This is a genomic window from Mycobacterium sp. SMC-17 (assembly GCF_045310915.1).
In the GTDB taxonomy this organism is placed as follows: domain Bacteria; phylum Actinomycetota; class Actinomycetes; order Mycobacteriales; family Mycobacteriaceae; genus Mycobacterium.
Genome location: NZ_JBJIAK010000011.1, coordinates 55,690 through 72,226 on the forward strand (window position 1 = coordinate 55,690; position 16,537 = coordinate 72,226).

Sequence of the window (16,537 nt, forward strand, 5' to 3'; positions counted from 1 at the left end):
TGCGATCAGAACACCCCGGACCGGAACACGTCACCGGCCAGGCCGGCGACCACCGGCACGATGCCGAGACAGACGAATGCCGGCAGATAACAGAGCCCGAGGGGCCCGGCGATCAACACATTGGCCCGCTCGGCGGCCGCGTCCGCCGCATCACCGGCGTCGGCCCTGGCCTGCTCGGCCAGTTCGGCGACGCCCTGCGCCATCGCGGCGCCCGACGACGCCGACCGCCGCGCCAGCCGGAGCAGTGCGATCACGTGCGGGTCCGTACCACGACTCGGCTCCGCCCAGGCCGTCGCGGGGCCGGCACCCAGTGCCAGAAGTTCGGCCGCGCGGCGCAGGACGCCCGCCAGATCAGCCGGTGCCGACGCGACCGCCGCCCCGGCCGCCGCACCGGTCGCCATGCCGGCCGAAAGGCAGGCTGCCAGCACGTCCAGGCTCGACGGCACCGCCAGCGGGTCGTCCGGCGCCGCGGTCGGCGAGAACCGGTCCGGCGGACGGGGCCGGATTCGGTACACCGCTGGGCCGGGGATCAGCAGAATCGCCACGGCGAGCAGGAGAACCGGCACCGCGCTCATCGCTGCGCCCGTGTGATGATCCGGTCCGACCACAGCAACCCGAGGCAGCACAGCACCACACCGACCGCCAGCACGGCCGCGCCCTCGCCCACCAGGAAACGCACGGGGTGCGCACCGATCAACTGCCCCAACACAATTCCGAGTGCGGGCAGCCCCGACAGCACGGCTGCCGTCGTTCGCGCACCTGCCATGCCCGCCCGGATCCGCGACGTAAAGCGTTCCCGTGCAACGACGTCACGCTCAGCGGCGCGCATCAGCGGGGCGATGGCCAGGCCGTGGTCGAGCGCCAACTGCCAGTACACGGCGAGGCGCTGCCAATGGGCCGGCAGCGCCGACGATGCCGCGACGGCGCGCAGACCGGCCGAGACGTCGGCCCCCAGCCTCGCCCGCGCCGCGACCTCCCCCAACGCCACCGCGACGGGCCCGTCCACTTCATGGGCCGCGGCATCGAACGCCGCGACCGGATGCGCCCCGGCCCGCAATTCGCCGACCAGAATGCCGAGTGCACCCTGCAGGGTCTGTGCTTCCTCGGCACGCTGCGCCGCCTGCCGCGAGCGCCGCCACCGGAGCCCGACGGTCCCGACCACCGCCGCCCCGGCCAGCAGCACCGGCAGCGGCAGGACGACGAGCGCCACGACGGCGAGCACGGCCGCCACCGACCAGAGCAACCGCGGTCGACCGCGAGAACCCGATTCCGCCAAGCGTTTTCGATGTCCCAACCGCGTTGGCCCACACGGGCCGGGCGCGACCAGCACGGCCAGCGCCAACAGCAGCGCGGGACTCACGACCGGCCCCGCGCAGCCAGCAGTTCGCTCAGCGCGGGCATGCCCGGACCGGCGCCCCGGTCGACGTGCCAGGCGGTCACGACCGTGACGGTCCCGTCCGTGGCCCGGCGCAGCACCGCGATCTCACTCAGGTGCCGGTGCCCATCGCGGGTCCGCGCGGTGTGCAGCACCACCTGGCACGCGGCCGACAGTTGCGAATGCAGCGCTGCCCGGTCCAATCCGCCGACCGCCGCCAACGCCTCCATGCGGGCGGGCACCTCGGCGGGACTGTTCGCATGCACCGTCCCGGCCCCGCCCTCGTGACCGGTGTTGAGCGCGGCGAGCAGATCCACGACTTCCGCACCGCGCACCTCGCCGACGACGATCCGGTCAGGACGCATCCGCAGCGCCTGCCGAACCAGGTCACGCACCGTCACCTCGCCCACGCCCTCGACGTTGGCGCCGCGCGCAACCAGCCGGACCAGGTGCGGATGTTGCGGCGCCAGCTCGGCGGCGTCCTCGACGCAGACGATGCGCTCCGCGGGATCGACGGCCCCGAGGAGCGCGGACAACATGGTGGTCTTCCCGGCACCGGTGCCGCCGGAGACCAGGAACGCCAGCCGCGCCGCGACGATGTCGGTGATCAGCGGGACGGCAGGCGGCGCGATGGCCCCGGATGCGACGAGTCCGGCCAGGTCCTGCGTCGCGGGCCGCAGCACCCGCAGCGAGAGGCAGGTACCTGCGGCGGCGATCGGCGGCAGCACGGCATGCAACCGCACGGTCAAGCCACCGCCGATACCGCCGAGGTGGCCGTCGACCCAGGGTTGCGAATCGTCGAGCCGGCGCCCGATCGCCAGCGCGAGCCGTTGCGCCAGGCGCTGCACCGCGTCCTCATCCGGAAATCTGATCGTGCTGCGGCGCAACCCGTTTCCGTCGTCGACCCACACCTCGTCGGGCGCGCTGACCAGCACGTCGGTGGTGCCCGGTGCCCGCAGCAGCGGTTCCAGAATCCCGGCACCGGTCAGCTCGGTCTGCAGCAGCCGCATGCCGGCCAGTACGTCGCTGTCGGCGAGTACGCCGCCGGACTCGGCGCGGATGGCCGCAGCCACCGCGTTGGGGTGCAGGGCCCCGCTCGTCTGCGCGGCCAGCCGTTCCCGGACCCGATCCACCAACGACGACGTCACGCCGCCTCCCCGGGCTGTCGGCCCAGCACCGTGAGTACGCGGCGGGCGGCCACGGCCAGCGGTGACCGGCTCCGCAGACTTCGACCGAGACCGCCCCGCTCGAGCGCGCCGTCGAGGTTGCTCTCGGCCCGCATGGCCGCCAGCAGCGGCAGCCCGAGGATCGTCGCCATCTCCACCGCGCGCAGCCCGCCGGGCGCAGGACCCCGCACCACCAGACCGACGTTCGGGTTGACGGCCGTCACCCAGTCGGCCACGACCCGGGTCGCGGCACAGGCCCGCACCTCTGCCGGCGCCACCACGACCACCAGATCGGCTGCGGCCAGCACGGTCTCGGCGGCAGCGGACGACTGCCGTGGCACGTCGCAGATGACGGTCGCGCCGGCGCGACTCCCGGCCTCGACGACCGCCGCGAGCGCCGTCGGCCTCAGTTCGACGCCGGTGCGGCCCGTCGACAGCACCACCACCCCGCGCCGGCGCGGGAGCGCATCGCGCAGCGCCGGATAACTGAGCCGTCCCCCTGCCTCCGCCAAGTCAGGCCAGCGCAGGCCGGCATCGCACTCGGCACCGAGGGCGAGATCGATACCGCCGCTCCAGGCGTCGACGTCGACGAGCAGGCACTCGCGCTCCGGTTCACCCGCAGCCTGCGCCAAGGCGATCGCGAACACCGACGCGCCGCCACCGCCACGTCCGCCGATGACGGCGACCACGGCGCCGCGGCGCCCGTCGGATTCGCCGGCCGCGGCATCCGCCAGGACACCGACCAGTCCCGACTCCTGGCCGGGCAGAGTGATGACCTCCTGTGCACCGATCACCATCGCGGCCTCGAACTCGCGGGAGCCGGGCGTATCGGTCGCGACCAAGAACACGGCGGGCCGTCGCGGCATCCCGAGCTCGCGGCAGCGCCGCGCGGCTGCGAAGTCGAGCAGCACCGCCGCGGCACCGACCCATGCCTTCCGGCCGGAGGGCTCCGCCGCGTAGACGACTCTGATGCCCGCCGCCGCGGCGATGCGGTCGATCTCGTCGCGCAGTCCGGCGTCGGCGATCAACGCCAGGGCCCCGTTCGTCGTCATGGGTCCACCGTGATCCGCGGCAGGCCACGGCACCAGAGCCCGCCCCCAGAATGTGGATGAATCGCAAACTGTGGACAACTTTATTGACGCGCTGGTGAGAATGTCGTTCCGCAACTTTTCGCGGATGGGTCACGACTGTCGACGGGCCGGGCTCGCCAAGGCTCCGCCACAAGGAGAACCGATGAATTCGCCGCTGGCGAAAATCTCGCCGAAGAGGCAACGCCTCGAAGAAAATGACCGCCCCCGAAAAAGGGACGACCCCCGCCAGGGGGGGGGAGGAGGCGGAGGTCGTCGTGGATCAGCCCCGGGGGGTCGGGCTGATGCACACCCGGCGCTGGCCGGGTAATGCCCACTATACACACGTCAACAGGGCTGTGCGCAACTGTTGATTGTCTGTGAAATGGGCGTGTCAGCACGTCAATCGCCACGATGGCCGACCCACCGGCGACCGACACGGCCGCAGCGGCGCCCACCCGGCACCGGGGTTCCGGAGCATATGCTTGGAGCCGTGACCGCATCCGATCCGGCCGCGCAGACTGCGGCCGCGCCGCGTCAGGAGGCCGGGTCGACCGGTCCGGTGCGCACCGCAGCCTTCTTCGATCTCGACAAAACGGTGATCGCCAAGTCCAGCACCCTCGCTTTTAGCAAACCTTTTTTCAACCAGGGACTGCTGAACCGGCAAGCTGTCCTCAAGTCCACCTATGCCCAGTTTCTGTTCCTGATGTCCGGTGCCGACCACGATCAGATGGACCGCATGCGGTCCTACCTGACAAACATGTGCACGGGCTGGGACGTCGAACAGGTCAAGTCGATCGTCGCCGAGACGCTGCACGACATCGTCGACCCGCTGGTCTTCGCCGAAGCCGCCAACCTGATCGCCGACCACAAGCTGTGCGGCCGCGACGTCGTGGTGGTCTCGGCATCCGGCGAGGAGATCGTCGCGCCCATCGCCCGCGAACTCGGCGCCAATCATTCGATGGCCACACGCATGGTGGTCGCCGACGGCAAGTACACGGGCGATGTCGACTTCTACTGCTTCGCCGAAGGCAAGGTCCAGGCGATCGAGGAACTCGCGGCCCGCGAGGGCTACGCACTCGAGCACTGCTACGCATACTCGGACTCCATCACCGATCTGCCGATGCTCGCGGCCGTCGGCCACCCCGCGGTGGTCAACCCGGACCGCGCGCTGCGCAAGGAGGCCGTCGCCCGCGGGTGGCCGGTGCTGACCTTCACCCGCCCGGTCTCGCTGCGGGACCGGCTGCCGGCGGCACCGTCGGGCGCCGCGGTGGCCACCACCCTGGCCGTCGGCGCGAGTGCCCTCGCGGCCGGCGCCGTGACGTACTCGCTGCTCCGTCGACTGAGCTTCTGAAAGCTACTGGCGAGTTGCTGAGGCCGCCTCAGTAACAATCACAAATCGCCGGCGATTGACCCTTGATGTGACTGCGGTCACGTAGTACAAAGGAAGCACGGAAGCCCCCGAGGCCAAGACCGAACCGGAAGAGAAGGTTCGACCTCCCGAAGAGGGCATCCCAGCACGGAATACCGGCACCCACGCGGAGCACATACCGCGACAATGGTAAAAGCGTTGTGGGCCTGCGTAATTGCGAAAAGCGAACGGCTAAGAGAACTCCTTGGGTGGGGTTGTAGCCGCAGCGCATTGCAGGGACGCCGAGGCCACCCACACAACCCGACAAGCACGCTTGGTAACCGGGGTTCCGTGCTAGCGGGCGGCGAGCCGAGTCAGATGCCCTCTGACGACGGAGCGCCGCCCGCTTTTATGTGTGCGTGTTTGCTGGCAACGGCCGCGGGCCGCCCACTACTTGGCCGAAGCCTGCGCAATCGACAGCGCCTCACGAGCTCCGGAATGCAGCGCACGACTGCTGCAGATCAACCACGCCGTCAACCCGTCAGCCGTGCCCGACGCGAAGCCCCGTGCCGCGGCACGATATTCGCCGACCTGACGCATCCAGTACATCTCGGGAACGCCGAGGCCGTGCGGGTCGAGACCACTCGACATGGTGATCAGCCGGGACACCGCGCGCGCCACCACACCGTCTGCCACCCCGAACGGAGCCAGGCTCAGGAGTTCGCCATGAGCGACGCCCGCGAGCACCGTCGCCGGCACCCGGCTCCCACCGCCCACGATCTCGCCGAGCAGCTCCAGCCGCCGGCCCACGTCGGGATCATCGGTGCGGGGCCGGCCGAGCTGGTCCGGGTCCGTCAGATCCGCGGCCGCCAGGGAGTGCAGCCGGGCGATCGCCTGCAGCGGTGCCCGCTGCCAGACGCCGACGAGCGCCGTCGCACCACCTTCGAGCGCCTCGGCCACGCGCAGCGCGCCGGCCAGCACCGCGTCGGCGCGCTCACCTTTGGCCGGCGCCTCGCCGTCCTTACTGAAACTCAGGGAGCCGCCGTCGAGCACCGACGACGCCCGGGCGGCCCGCATCGAGGCCTCGGCCGCGGTGGCGGGCCAACCGCGCAGGTTCACCTTGTGCCGGTGGGCCCTGCCGAGCGCTTCACGCGCCTCGTCTCCGGCCTCGGCCACGCCGGGGAGTTCGGCCAAAGGAGCCAGCGGGTCGGGTGCAGCCACGTCCGCACACGGTAGTGCCACCGGGTGGCCACCACCAACGTCATTGCAACCTGCCAGTGACTACGCTCACAGCCATGACACAAGACACCGCTGTGCCACAGGCTTACCCGCCGCCTGCCGAGTTCGCCGCGCAGGCCAATGCCACCGCCGCGCTGTATCAAGAGGCCGACGCCGACCGCCTGGATTTCTGGCGCCGCCAGGGCGAGCGGTTGTCCTGGGCCACCCCGTTCACCGAGGTGCTCGACTGGTCCAATGCACCCTTCGCCACGTGGTTCGGCGACGGCAAGCTCAACGTCGCCTACAACTGCGTGGACCGCCACGTCGAGGCCGGCAACGGCGACCGCGTCGCGATCCACTGGGAGGGCGAGCCTGTCGGCGACGCCCGCGACATCACCTACGCCCAGCTCAAGGACGAGGTCAGCAAGGCCGCCAACGCCCTGACCGCCCTGGGCCTGGTCGCCGGCGACCGCGTCGCCATCTACATGCCGATGGTGCCCGAGGCCATCGTGGCGATGCTGGCCTGCGCCCGGCTCGGTGTCATGCACTCGGTCGTCTTCGCCGGTTTCTCGGCCACTGCCCTGGCCGCCCGCGTCGAGGACGCCCAGGCCAAGCTGGTCATCACCACCGACGGGCAGTACCGCCGCGGCCAGGCGGCCTCGCTCAAGTCCGCGGTCGACGAAGCCGTCACCGGCCAGCCGAGCGTCGAGCACGTGCTGGTGGTCAAGCGCACCGGCATCGACGTCGACTGGACCGAGGGCCGCGACCTCTGGTGGCACGAGATCGTCGACTCGCAGTCGACCGAGCACACCCCCGAGGCCTTCGACGCCGAGCAACCGTTGTTCCTGCTGTACACCTCCGGCACCACCGGCAAGCCCAAGGGCATCGTGCACACCAGCGGCGGCTTCCTGACCCAGGCGTCCTACAGCCACCACAACGTCTTCGACATCAAGGCCGACGACGTGTACTGGTGCACCGCCGACATCGGCTGGGTCACCGGGCACACCTACATCGTCTACGGCCCGCTCTCCAACGGCGTCACGCAGGTGGTCTACGAAGGCACCCCCACCTCACCCAACGAGCACCGGCACTTCGACATCATCGAGAAGTACGGCGTCACCATCTACTACACAGCGCCGACGCTCATCCGCACCTTCATGAAGCTGGGCCACCAGATCCCCGCGGCGCACAACCTGTCGAGCCTGCGGGTGCTCGGCTCGGTCGGTGAGCCCATCAACCCCGAGGCCTGGCGCTGGTACCGCGAACACATCGGCGCGGGCACCACGCCCATCGTCGACACCTGGTGGCAGACCGAGACCGGCGCCATCATGATCTCCCCGCTACCCGGCGTGACCGCCGCCAAGCCCGGCTCGGCCATGACCCCGCTGCCCGGCATCAGCGCCAAGATCGTCGACGACGACGGCAACGAACTGGTCCCCGGCGCGGACGAGGCCGAACACGTCACCGGCTACCTGGTGCTCGACAAGCCGTGGCCGTCGATGCTGCGCGGCATCTGGGGCGACGACGAACGGTTCAAGGACACCTACTGGTCCCGCTTCGCCGAGCAGGGCTGGTACTTCGCCGGTGACGGCGCCCGCTACGACGCCGACGGCAACATCTGGGTCCTGGGCCGCATCGACGACGTCATGAACATCTCGGGCCACCGCATCTCCACCGCCGAGGTCGAGTCCGCACTCGTGGGGCACGCCGGCGTGGCCGAGGCCGCCGTCGTCGGCGCCACCGACGCCACCACGGGCCAGGCCATCTGCGCGTTCGTCATCCTCAAGGAGTCGGCGCACGGCGGTCCGGAGAACATGATCGAGGAACTGCGCGCCCAGGTGGCACGGGAGATCTCCCCCATCGCCAAACCACGCGAAATCCACGTCGTGCCCGAACTTCCCAAGACGCGTAGCGGCAAGATCATGCGCCGCCTGCTGCGCGACGTCGCCGAAGGCCGTGACCTCGGCGACACCTCAACCCTCGTCGACCCCAGCGTCTTCGAAGCCATCCGCGCCAGCAAGTAGGGCAGCCAGCAGGGCCAGGCCGGCTCAGGCGATCGGCACGTAGCCGGCGCCGGGCCGGCTCTTGGCGTCGAGGTCGGCGATCACCGCGTTGATCGACACCGTCACGGCCGGGGTGTGCAGTGGCACGTACTTGACGACGCACGTCGGCAGGTCGTCGCTGAACGCGCCGTGGATCATGCCGACCAGCTTGTTGTTCACCGTGACGGGCGCACCCGAGTCACCGGGTTGGCCACACACCTGGTCGACGATGGTGCCCGGGTCCTGTCCGGGACCCCACGTGACGCCGCAGGTGTAGCCGGTGGTGCGGCCCAGCTTGCACGCCACCTGGCCGAAGGCCGGGTCCGGGCCGATGCCGTCGATCTGGAATCCGTTGACGGTGTTGAGGGGCTGCACCTTGGCCGGGTCGAACTCGATGACGGCGTAGTCCAGCGGCTGACTGCCGGCCACCATGACGCCCAGCGTGCCGCGGTTCTCGGCGCCCTCGGCCGACACCTCGTGGCCGGGACCGCCGCAGTGCGCCGACGTGAAGCCGACCAGCTTGCCGCGGTTGTCATGACCGATCGTGGTCAGAGTGCAGAAAGTGTCACCGTCCACGACGATGCCCGAACCACCGCCCAGCGGCACCGGTGCGTCCGCGTGGGCCGGCACCCCGGCCGACGTGCCGAGCAGAGCAACGGCCGTCCCACACATCGCAGCAATCACGGGTGCCAAACGCATCGGGGCAGTGTATCCCTGGGCCGGATCGTTAAGCGGCGCCCCACGTGGCAACATATGCCAGGACTACACCGACGCCGGGAGGACGTGTTCGTGAGCAATGGCGATCGCAAGAATGGCCCCGTTCCAGCCACGGTGACCTCGATCCCGCTGGTGGATCCGCATGCGCCCAAGGCCGATCCGTCGATCGGCGATCTGGTCAAGGAAGCCACCGCGCAGATGTCGACGCTGGTGCGGGCCGAGGTCGAGCTCGCGCGCGCCGAGATCACCGCCGACGTGAAGAAGGGCCTGACCGGCAGCGTCCTGTTCATCGCCGCCCTGGTCGTGCTCTTCTACTCGACGTTCTTTTTCTTCTTCTTCCTCGGCTCGCTGCTGGAGCTGTGGCTGCCGAGCTGGGCGTCGTACCTCATCGTCTTCGCGCTCATGGTGCTGACGACGGGCGCGCTCGCGTTCCTGGGCTTCCTCAAGGTCCGCAAGATCCGCGGCCCGCGGGACACCATCGCCACGGTCAAGGAGGCCAAGGTGGCGCTGACGCCGGGGCACGACAAGCCGTCGAGTCAGATCACCGCCCGCACGGCTTCTAGCGACACCTCAGGCTGGTAGTGCCGCCACCTGATCCGTCGGTCGTCCGGATCGACGGTCCGTGGCGACACCTCCAGGTGCACGCGAACGGGATCCGCTTCCACGTCGTGGAGGCCGAGGGCTCGGAGCCCGAGGATCGGAACGCGGACGGGTCCTCCAATGCCGAGCGTCCGCTGGTGATCCTGCTGCACGGGTTCGCCTCGTTCTGGTACTCGTGGCGACATCAGTTGCGCGACCTGCGCGGCGCCCGGGTGGTCGCGGTCGACCTGCGGGGCTACGGCGGCAGTGACAAGCCACCGACCGGCTACGACGGCTGGACGCTGGCCGGGGACACCGCCGGCCTGGTGCGCGCACTGGGACACCACTCCGCCGTGCTGGTCGGACATGCCGACGGCGGCCTCGTCTGCTGGGCGACGGCGATGCTGCATCCGCGGGCGGTCCGGGGTATCGCGCTGGTCAGTTCACCGCACCCGGTGGCGCTGCGGTCCTCGACGCTGACCGACAAGGGCCAGCGCGCGGCCCTGCTGCCGGCGATGCTGCGCAATCAGGTGCCGTGGTGGCCCGAGCATGTCCTGACCCGGCGCGGCGGTGCTGCCGTCGAGCAGCTGGTGCGCAGCCGCGCCGGCGCCGCCTGGCCGGCGTCGGCGGATTTCGCCCAGACCGCCGCGCACCTGCGCACCGCGATCCAGATTCCGTCGGCCGCGCACTCGGCGCTGGAGTACCAGCGGTGGGCGGCGCGCAGTCAGGTCCGCGGCGAAGGCCGGCGCTTCATGCGCGCGATGAAACAGCGCACCGCGGTGCCGGTCCTGCATCTGCACGGCACCGCCGACCCGTACGTACTCGATGATCCGGTCCGCCGGACCCAGCGTTACGCCCCGCAGACCCGCTTCGTATCCGTCCCCGGCGCAGGGCATTTCGCGCACGAGGAGCAGCCGTCGACCGTCACCTCGGAGCTGTCGACGTTTCTGCACCAGCTACCCGGCTGAGATGCACTTCCCGGTCGGCACCGCGTCCTGGTTGTCGACCTTGGCCATCTGCTTGGCCACCTCGTCGGCGGTGAGGACGAAGCCCGTGTCGGCGTCGTCGACCGCGGCGCCGAACACCACACCGAGCACCTTGCCACTGCCGTCGATCAGCGGCCCGCCCGAATTGCCTTGGCGGACATTGCCTCTGATGGTATAGACCTCACGCGTGACTGTCGTGGAGTGGTAGATGTCCGGGCCATTGAGCTTGATGACCTCGCGGATGCGTGCCGGGGTCGCGGCGAACTCCCCGCCACCCGGGTAGCCCATGACGACCGCGCCGGTCCCGGTCTGCGCCTCCTGCATGTCGAACTTCAGGGGCGCCGCGGGCAGGTCGGGGGCGTCGAGAATCGAGATGTCGGCCTCGGGGTCGTACGACACGACCTTGGCGTCGTAGCTCTTGTCGTCGACCTGGACGGTGACGCTGTTGGAGCCGGCCACCACGTGGGCGTTGGACATCACCCGGCCGGGCGCCACCACGAAGCCGGTGCCCTCGAGCACCTTCTGGCAGCTCTGTGCGACACCGCGGATCTTCACGACGCTGCCCTTGGCCGCGGCCACCGCCGGATCGGCGACGAGTGCGGGGTCCGGCGCCGAGACGCTGACGATCGGGGTGCGGCCGAACGGCTGCAGCACCGACGGCAGGCCCGACGTGTTCAGCAGCGCCGACAGCCGCGTGGGTACGCGCTTGAGCCAGGCCGGCGCGAGGTCGTTCACTTCGGACAGCACCCGGGAGCCGTTCACCGCGGCCGCCAGGTTCGGCTGGTCGGACGACGTCAGCGGGGTGGCCAGCAGCCAGGCGGCGACCAGGACCGCGACCAGTTGCAGGGCCATGCCGACGACCGAGTCGAACCCGCGCACCACTTCGTTGCGCATGGCGCCACGGACGGCGCGGCCCAGCACCACACCGGCGATCTCGCCGACCACGACCAGGCCCAGGATCAGGAACAGGGCGATGAAGAGCTTGCTGCGGGCGCCGTCGACGTGCGCCACGACATGCGGCGCCAGCAGCACACCGGCCACCGCGCCGAGCACCACACCGAGAAAAGACAGCAGGGAGCCCAGCGCCCCGGACCGCCAGCCCGAGACGGCGGCGACGAAGGCGACGGACAGAACGGCCAGATCCAGCCATTGTGAAGGTGTCATGGTTGATCCACACGGTAGCCGCTGGACTCGCCCAGCAGCGCCATTGCCGCGTCCAGTTCCTCGACGACGTCGGTGTTCCACGGCTTGGCCCAACCTGCGACATCGAGCATCGCGGAGATCACCTGAGCGGTGAAGCCCCACACCAGCATCTGGTTGAGCAGAAATGCCGGGCCGGCGAACCGGCTGGTGTTCTCCTTGCGGTACACCATCAATCGGTTCTCGGGATTGACGAAGGCGCGCACCGGAACCCGCGCGACGATCGCGGTCTCCGCCGGGTCGACGGCGAGGACATGGCCGGGGTCGGGCGAGTACGCGAGCACCGGAACGACGTGAAAACCCGAGGGCGGGATGAACATTCGGTCCAGCTCCGCCAGTATGTGCAGCCGGGAGGCGTCGATCCCGGTCTCCTCGGTCGCCTCGCGCAGCGCGGTGCCGATGGGACCGTCGTCCCCGGGATCGGACGCGCCGCCGGGGAACGCCGCCTGCCCGGCGTGGTGGCGCAGCGTCGATGCGCGGACGGTGACCAGCAGGTCGGCGTCGGGCGGCAGGGCACCGGCGGGGGCGTCGGGCGCGCCCGAGAACAACACCAGGACGGCGGCGTCGCGTTTGGTGCCGGTCAGTGTCGCGGTGGCGCCGGCGGCGGTGATGGCCGCCAGCACGCTCTTCGGCACCCGGCGCCGGTAGGCCTGCGGCAGATCCGCCGCGTTGTCGACGAGGGGCCGCAGCCAGGCCGGGGCGGCCTGCGGGTTCAGCACATTCACCCCGACACTCCTAACTGTGGGTTCACTGCACTGGCGATCTCGTCGGCACTGGTGAACGGCCGGGGCAGGACCTGCGCCACGCTACCGTCCGGGCGCAGCAGCACGGTCGCAGGCATGACGTTCGGCACGCGCAGCGCGGCCGCGATCAGCCGCCGGCCGTCCTGCAACATCGGCAGCTTGACGCCCAGGTCGGCCAGCCGCAGCAGCCCGGCGGTCTCGTTCTCGTCCTGATGCACCGTCAGCACCGTCACCTTCGAGCCCACCCGGCGCTGGTACTCGGCCAGTGCGGGCAGTTCGTCGGCGCACGGGCCGCACCAGTAGGCCCACAAGTTCAGCACCACGGCGCGGCCGGCGACGGCCTTGGCGACGTCGACGGGCGTCCCGTCGGCCGCACAGTCGACCGTGATGCCCTGCAGCGCTTGCGGTCCGGGCCCGCCCTGCGGCGCCGGACAGGGCGGCAGGGCCGCCTTGGCCCGGGGTCCGGCCAGCGCCGCCGGGGTGTCGGCGTCGCGATGTGCGCGCACGACAGTCTGCTGACCCGCCGGCCCCGACGCGGTCCGGTCGTCACCGAGTTGCCGCCACAGCGCCACACCCAGAACGACGAAAACGGCCAGCACCACGACGGTCCAGCGGACAGACCGACTCACTCGGTGATCCCGGCCAGAGCCAGCAGATGTTCGGTTTCGGGTCCCTTGACCAATGCCGCGGCGGCCGCCAGATCCGTCGGCCCGAGGCCGTACGACGGGCAGTCGCGCGCCAGCACACACACGCCGCAGGCCGGGGTCCGGGAATGGCAAACCCGGCGCCCGTGAAAGATGACGCGGTGCGACAGCAGGGTCCATTCCTTGCGCGGGATCAGCTCGCCGACGGCGTGTTCCACCTTGACCGGGTCCTCTTCGGCGGTCCAGCGCCAACGTCGCACCAGCCGGCCGAAGTGCGTGTCGACCGTGATGCCCGGGATGTCGAAGGCGTTGCCCAGGATGACGTTCGCGGTCTTGCGTCCCACACCCGGCAGCGTGACCAGCTCGTCGAGGGTGTCGGGCACCTCGCCGTCGAAACGGGTGACCAGTTCCTGGCCCAGCCCCATGATCGACGTCGCCTTGTTGCGGTAGAAGCCGGTGGGCCGGATCAGCTCCTCGAGTTCGGTCCGGTTGGCCTGCGCATAGTCCAGCGCCGTCGGGTATTTGGCGAACAGCGCCGGCGTGGTGAGGTTCACCCTCTTATCCGTGCACTGCGCCGACAGGATCGTGGCCACCGCCAGCTCCAGCGGATTGGTGAAATCCAGCTCGCAGTAGACGTGCGGGAACGCTTGCGCCAGTTCACGATTCATTCTCCGAGCGCGACGCACCAGACCCAGGTGGGTTTCGCGGTCGTATTTTGCGGTGGATCGTCGCGCAGGCACGCCGGTAAGCGTACTGAGAGAAGTCGGTAAGGATACTTTGACCGGCGTCGTTTCGTGATCACCCTGAGACATTCGGCGTGTTTACTTCTGCGTGTGTCCTGGTTGCTCGTGGTGTGCATTCCCGGGTTGCTCATGTTGGCAACCTTCGGGTTGAGCCGCCTCGAAGCGATGCTGGATACGTCCAAGGAGACGTACACCGCGGCAGACGTCAAAGCCTTCGTCGAGAAGGTCAAGAACGCCTGGTCGGAGCAATCCGCATCCGCCGGTACGTTGCCGCACCGATCGGCACCCCGATTCGAGGAGCCGCGCGCCCTCGCGGCCCCGTCGCCGACGCGCGACAACCCGCTCGGCGCCTTCGGTGAGCCCGAGTTACCCAGCCGCGCGTATGCCCACTATGCGAGCAATCCGCAATTTCGCGAGACTCGCCAGGCGAATCGTGTGTAGCGTGGCTGGTTGCGAAACGGCTTACCACTAGACTGACTTTGTTAACCAGTTCACTGGCTAGCTTGCGCGCGTTTTTTATCACTCACCAGCCTTAGGGAGCAACGTGGACGAGATCCTGGCGAGGGCCGGAATCTTCCAGGGTGTCGAGCCCACCGCGGTATCCGCACTGACCAAACAGCTGCAGCCTGTCGACTTTCCTCGCGGACACACCGTGTTCGCCGAAGGCGAGCCCGGCGACCGCCTCTACATCATCATCTCCGGCAAGGTGAAGATCGGCCGCCGGTCGCCGGACGGCCGGGAGAACCTGCTGACGATCATGGGTCCGTCGGACATGTTCGGTGAGCTGTCGATCTTCGACCCGGGTCCCCGGACGTCGAGCGCCATCACCATCACCGAGGTGCGCGCGGTCTCGATGGACCGTGAAGCGCTGCGGGCGTGGGTCGCGGACCGCCCGGAGATCGCCGAGCAGCTGCTGCGCGTGCTCGCCCGCCGTTTGCGCCGCACCAACAACAACCTGGCCGACCTGATCTTCACCGACGTGCCCGGTCGCGTGGCCAAGCAGCTGCTGCAGCTGGCCCAGCGCTTCGGCACCCAGGAGGGCGGCGCCCTGCGCGTCACCCACGACCTGACGCAGGAAGAGATCGCCCAGCTGGTCGGCGCCTCCCGCGAAACCGTGAACAAGGCGCTCGCCGACTTCGCGCACCGCGGCTGGATCCGCCTGGAGGGCAAGAGCGTGCTGATCTCCGACTCCGAGCGGCTGGCCCGCCGAGCCCGCTAGTACTGACGAAGATGCCCCCGCACACATGGCGTGTCGGGGGCATCTTTGTCTGGTCTGGTCAAGCAGTCCGCAGGTAGTCCAACTGGGCCTGCACCGATTTCTCGGCGGCGTCCCACAGCTTCTGGTCGACGTCGGTATAGACGTGTTCGACGACCTGCCGCGCCGAGGCCTCTTCACCGAGCACTTTCAGGGCGCCGCGCACCTGGTCCAGCCGTTCCTCGCGGTGCGCGAGGTACATGGCCGTCACCTGCGACAGGTCGGCCAGATCGGGACCATGGCCGGGCAGGACGGTCCGCTGCCCGAGGCCCTGCAGCCGCCGCAGCGATTCCAGGTAGTCGCGCAAGCTGCCGTCCTCGTTGTCGATGACGGTGGTGCCGCGACCCAGCACGGTGTCCGCGGTCAGCACGGCATCGTCGACGACGAACGACAGCGAATCCGCGGTGTGCCCCGGTGTCGCCATGACCGTGATCCGCAGGCCCGCGGCGTCGATCACCTCGCCATCGGTGAGCGGCCCGCCGAGTCCTCGCAGGAACCCGCTGCCGACCGAGCGCACCACCGCACCCGTCATGCCGACGAGCTTGTCGATGCCGCCGGTGTGGTCGTCGTGCTTGTGACTGATCAGCACCAGCGGAATCTTGCCGAGTGCTGCGATGCGCTCGAGGTGCGCATCGTCGTCAGGTCCCGGGTCGACGACGACCATCTCGTCACTACCGCGCCCGCGCAGCACCCAGGTGTTGGTGCCGTCGAGCGTCATGATCCCCGGGTTGTCGCACAGCAGTACCGAGGCGGCCTCCGTGACCGGCCGCAGCACGCCATACGCGGGATGCGTCATACGACCTCGACGATCAACTCCACCTCGACCGGCGCATTCAACGGCAACTCCGAGACCCCGACGGCAGAGCGGGCGTGCGCACCGGCCGGGCCGAACACCTCGCCCATCAGTTCGGACGCGCCGTTGATCACCGCGGGCTGGCCGTTGAAGCCCGGTGCCGAGGCGACGAAACCGACGACCTTGACGATCCGCACCACCGAGTCGATACCCACCAGCGCGTGCACGGCAGCCAACGCGTTGAGGCCGCAGATCCGGGCCAGGGCCTTGCCGTCCTCGGCACTGACCTCGCCGCCGACCTTGCCCTCGGCCGGCAACTGGCCGCCCTGCATGGGCAGCTGGCCCGAGGTGTAGACGAGGTTCCCGGTACGGACGGCGGGGACGTAAGCGGCAAGGGGCTGGGCGACTTCCGGCAGCTCGATGCCGAGCTCGGCCAACCGGTCGGAGACGGTCACTTCGGCCGCTTCAGGTATGCGACGTGCTGCTCACCGCTCGGGTTGGCCAGCACCGACACCAGCTCCCACCCGTCCTGGCCCCACTGGTCCAGGATCTGCTTGGTGGCGTGGATCAGCAACGGGACGGTGGCGTACTCCCACCGGGTCGGTTCGCTCATGCCGCCGAGCTTATCGGCCGAGGGGTACCGCATGGTTAACATGCT

At 69.7% G+C, this 16,537-nt stretch carries 19 protein-coding genes; 6 read left to right on the top strand and 13 right to left on the bottom strand.

The window, feature by feature from the left end; translation table 11 throughout:
* Positions 1 to 5: 5 nt before the first annotated feature.
* From ACJH7A_RS09865 to ssd, 4 genes are read right to left on the bottom strand one after another with little or no spacing between them, the layout of a single operon-like run.
* Positions 6 to 575, bottom strand: a complete 570-nt coding sequence (locus ACJH7A_RS09865; protein WP_346415086.1) for a type II secretion system F family protein — start codon at positions 573 to 575, stop codon at positions 6 to 8.
* Positions 572 to 1,360 (bottom strand): type II secretion system F family protein, encoded by a 789-nt coding sequence (locus tag ACJH7A_RS09870; protein ID WP_406774070.1) that lies wholly within the window; start codon positions 1,358 to 1,360, stop codon positions 572 to 574. Before ACJH7A_RS09870 ends, ACJH7A_RS09865 begins: the two co-directional genes overlap by 4 nt.
* On the bottom strand, positions 1,357 to 2,523 hold the full coding sequence (locus tag ACJH7A_RS09875) for a TadA family conjugal transfer-associated ATPase (RefSeq protein ID WP_406801852.1): 1,167 nt from the start codon (positions 2,521 to 2,523) through the stop codon (positions 1,357 to 1,359). The genes ACJH7A_RS09870 and ACJH7A_RS09875 overlap by 4 nt, the downstream gene beginning before the upstream one ends.
* On the bottom strand, positions 2,520 to 3,593 hold the full coding sequence (gene ssd, locus ACJH7A_RS09880) for a septum site-determining protein Ssd (protein ID WP_406801853.1): 1,074 nt from the start codon (positions 3,591 to 3,593) through the stop codon (positions 2,520 to 2,522). The genes ACJH7A_RS09875 and ssd overlap by 4 nt, the downstream gene beginning before the upstream one ends.
* Positions 3,594 to 4,101: 508 nt before the next feature.
* Here ssd and ACJH7A_RS09885 point away from each other — a divergent pair.
* Positions 4,102 to 4,962 carry an HAD-IB family hydrolase gene (locus tag ACJH7A_RS09885; protein WP_061007140.1) on the top strand — a complete coding sequence of 287 codons (861 nt, stop codon included), beginning with the start codon at positions 4,102 to 4,104 and terminating at the stop codon, positions 4,960 to 4,962.
* A 447-nt stretch (positions 4,963 to 5,409) separates the two neighbouring features.
* Here the strand turns inward: ACJH7A_RS09885 and ACJH7A_RS09890 are convergent, their stop codons facing one another.
* Positions 5,410 to 6,180 carry a hypothetical protein gene (locus ACJH7A_RS09890; RefSeq protein WP_061007139.1) on the bottom strand — a complete coding sequence of 257 codons (771 nt, stop codon included), beginning with the start codon at positions 6,178 to 6,180 and terminating at the stop codon, positions 5,410 to 5,412.
* Between the two features lie 74 nt (positions 6,181 to 6,254).
* On the opposite strand from ACJH7A_RS09890, the gene acs reads away from it, so the two are divergent.
* Positions 6,255 to 8,201, top strand: coding sequence for an acetate--CoA ligase (gene acs, locus ACJH7A_RS09895; protein WP_406801854.1), 1,947 nt, complete (start codon positions 6,255 to 6,257; stop codon positions 8,199 to 8,201).
* A 24-nt stretch (positions 8,202 to 8,225) separates the two neighbouring features.
* On the opposite strand, the gene ACJH7A_RS09900 is transcribed toward acs, so the two are convergent.
* On the bottom strand, positions 8,226 to 8,891 hold the full coding sequence (locus ACJH7A_RS09900) for a S1 family peptidase (RefSeq protein WP_110784190.1): 666 nt from the start codon (positions 8,889 to 8,891) through the stop codon (positions 8,226 to 8,228).
* Positions 8,892 to 9,008: 117 nt separating this feature from the next.
* On the opposite strand from ACJH7A_RS09900, the gene ACJH7A_RS09905 reads away from it, so the two are divergent.
* A complete protein-coding gene (locus ACJH7A_RS09905) occupies positions 9,009 to 9,518 on the top strand; it encodes a phage holin family protein (RefSeq protein ID WP_061007141.1) in 510 nt (169 codons plus the stop codon).
* On the top strand, positions 9,518 to 10,483 hold the full coding sequence (locus ACJH7A_RS09910; protein ID WP_064857700.1) for an alpha/beta fold hydrolase: 966 nt from the start codon (positions 9,518 to 9,520) through the stop codon (positions 10,481 to 10,483). The genes ACJH7A_RS09905 and ACJH7A_RS09910 overlap by 1 nt, the downstream gene beginning before the upstream one ends.
* Here the strand turns inward: ACJH7A_RS09910 and marP are convergent.
* Genes marP through nth form a run of 4 tightly spaced genes read right to left on the bottom strand, consistent with a single transcriptional unit; the run spans position 10,472 to position 13,756 of the window.
* The gene (gene marP / locus ACJH7A_RS09915) at positions 10,472 to 11,665 is read right to left on the bottom strand and encodes an acid resistance serine protease MarP (RefSeq protein WP_226519918.1); all 1,194 of its coding nucleotides are present in this window, start codon (positions 11,663 to 11,665) and stop codon (positions 10,472 to 10,474) included. The genes ACJH7A_RS09910 and marP overlap by 12 nt on opposite strands.
* Entirely contained in the window at positions 11,662 to 12,426 is a 765-nt protein-coding gene (locus ACJH7A_RS09920; RefSeq protein ID WP_406801855.1) for an NUDIX hydrolase, read from the bottom strand. Before ACJH7A_RS09920 ends, marP begins: the two co-directional genes overlap by 4 nt.
* Positions 12,423 to 13,073 carry a TlpA family protein disulfide reductase gene (locus tag ACJH7A_RS09925; RefSeq protein WP_406801856.1) on the bottom strand — a complete coding sequence of 217 codons (651 nt, stop codon included), beginning with the start codon at positions 13,071 to 13,073 and terminating at the stop codon, positions 12,423 to 12,425. Before ACJH7A_RS09925 ends, ACJH7A_RS09920 begins: the two co-directional genes overlap by 4 nt.
* Positions 13,070 to 13,756, bottom strand: coding sequence for an endonuclease III (nth, locus tag ACJH7A_RS09930; RefSeq protein WP_406774129.1), 687 nt, complete (start codon positions 13,754 to 13,756; stop codon positions 13,070 to 13,072). Before nth ends, ACJH7A_RS09925 begins: the two co-directional genes overlap by 4 nt.
* A gap of 204 nt (positions 13,757 to 13,960) precedes the next feature.
* Between nth and ACJH7A_RS09935 the strand changes: the two genes are divergently transcribed.
* Both ACJH7A_RS09935 and crp read left to right on the top strand, forming a co-directional pair.
* Positions 13,961 to 14,272 carry a hypothetical protein gene (locus ACJH7A_RS09935; RefSeq protein ID WP_135355510.1) on the top strand — a complete coding sequence of 104 codons (312 nt, stop codon included), beginning with the start codon at positions 13,961 to 13,963 and terminating at the stop codon, positions 14,270 to 14,272.
* 103 nt (positions 14,273 to 14,375) lie between these two features.
* On the top strand, positions 14,376 to 15,050 hold the full coding sequence (crp, locus tag ACJH7A_RS09940; protein ID WP_133426323.1) for a cAMP-activated global transcriptional regulator CRP: 675 nt from the start codon (positions 14,376 to 14,378) through the stop codon (positions 15,048 to 15,050).
* A gap of 58 nt (positions 15,051 to 15,108) precedes the next feature.
* Here the strand turns inward: crp and ACJH7A_RS09945 are convergent, their stop codons facing one another.
* From ACJH7A_RS09945 to ACJH7A_RS09955, 3 genes are read right to left on the bottom strand one after another with little or no spacing between them, the layout of a single operon-like run.
* The gene (locus tag ACJH7A_RS09945; RefSeq protein ID WP_133426322.1) at positions 15,109 to 15,882 is read right to left on the bottom strand and encodes an MBL fold metallo-hydrolase; all 774 of its coding nucleotides are present in this window, start codon (positions 15,880 to 15,882) and stop codon (positions 15,109 to 15,111) included.
* Complete coding sequence (locus ACJH7A_RS09950; protein WP_133426321.1) at positions 15,879 to 16,334, bottom strand: RidA family protein; 456 nt, start codon at positions 16,332 to 16,334, stop codon at positions 15,879 to 15,881. Before ACJH7A_RS09950 ends, ACJH7A_RS09945 begins: the two co-directional genes overlap by 4 nt.
* Positions 16,331 to 16,492, bottom strand: a complete 162-nt coding sequence (locus ACJH7A_RS09955; protein ID WP_090562576.1) for a DUF4177 domain-containing protein — start codon at positions 16,490 to 16,492, stop codon at positions 16,331 to 16,333. Before ACJH7A_RS09955 ends, ACJH7A_RS09950 begins: the two co-directional genes overlap by 4 nt.
* Positions 16,493 to 16,537: the final 45 nt, after the last annotated feature.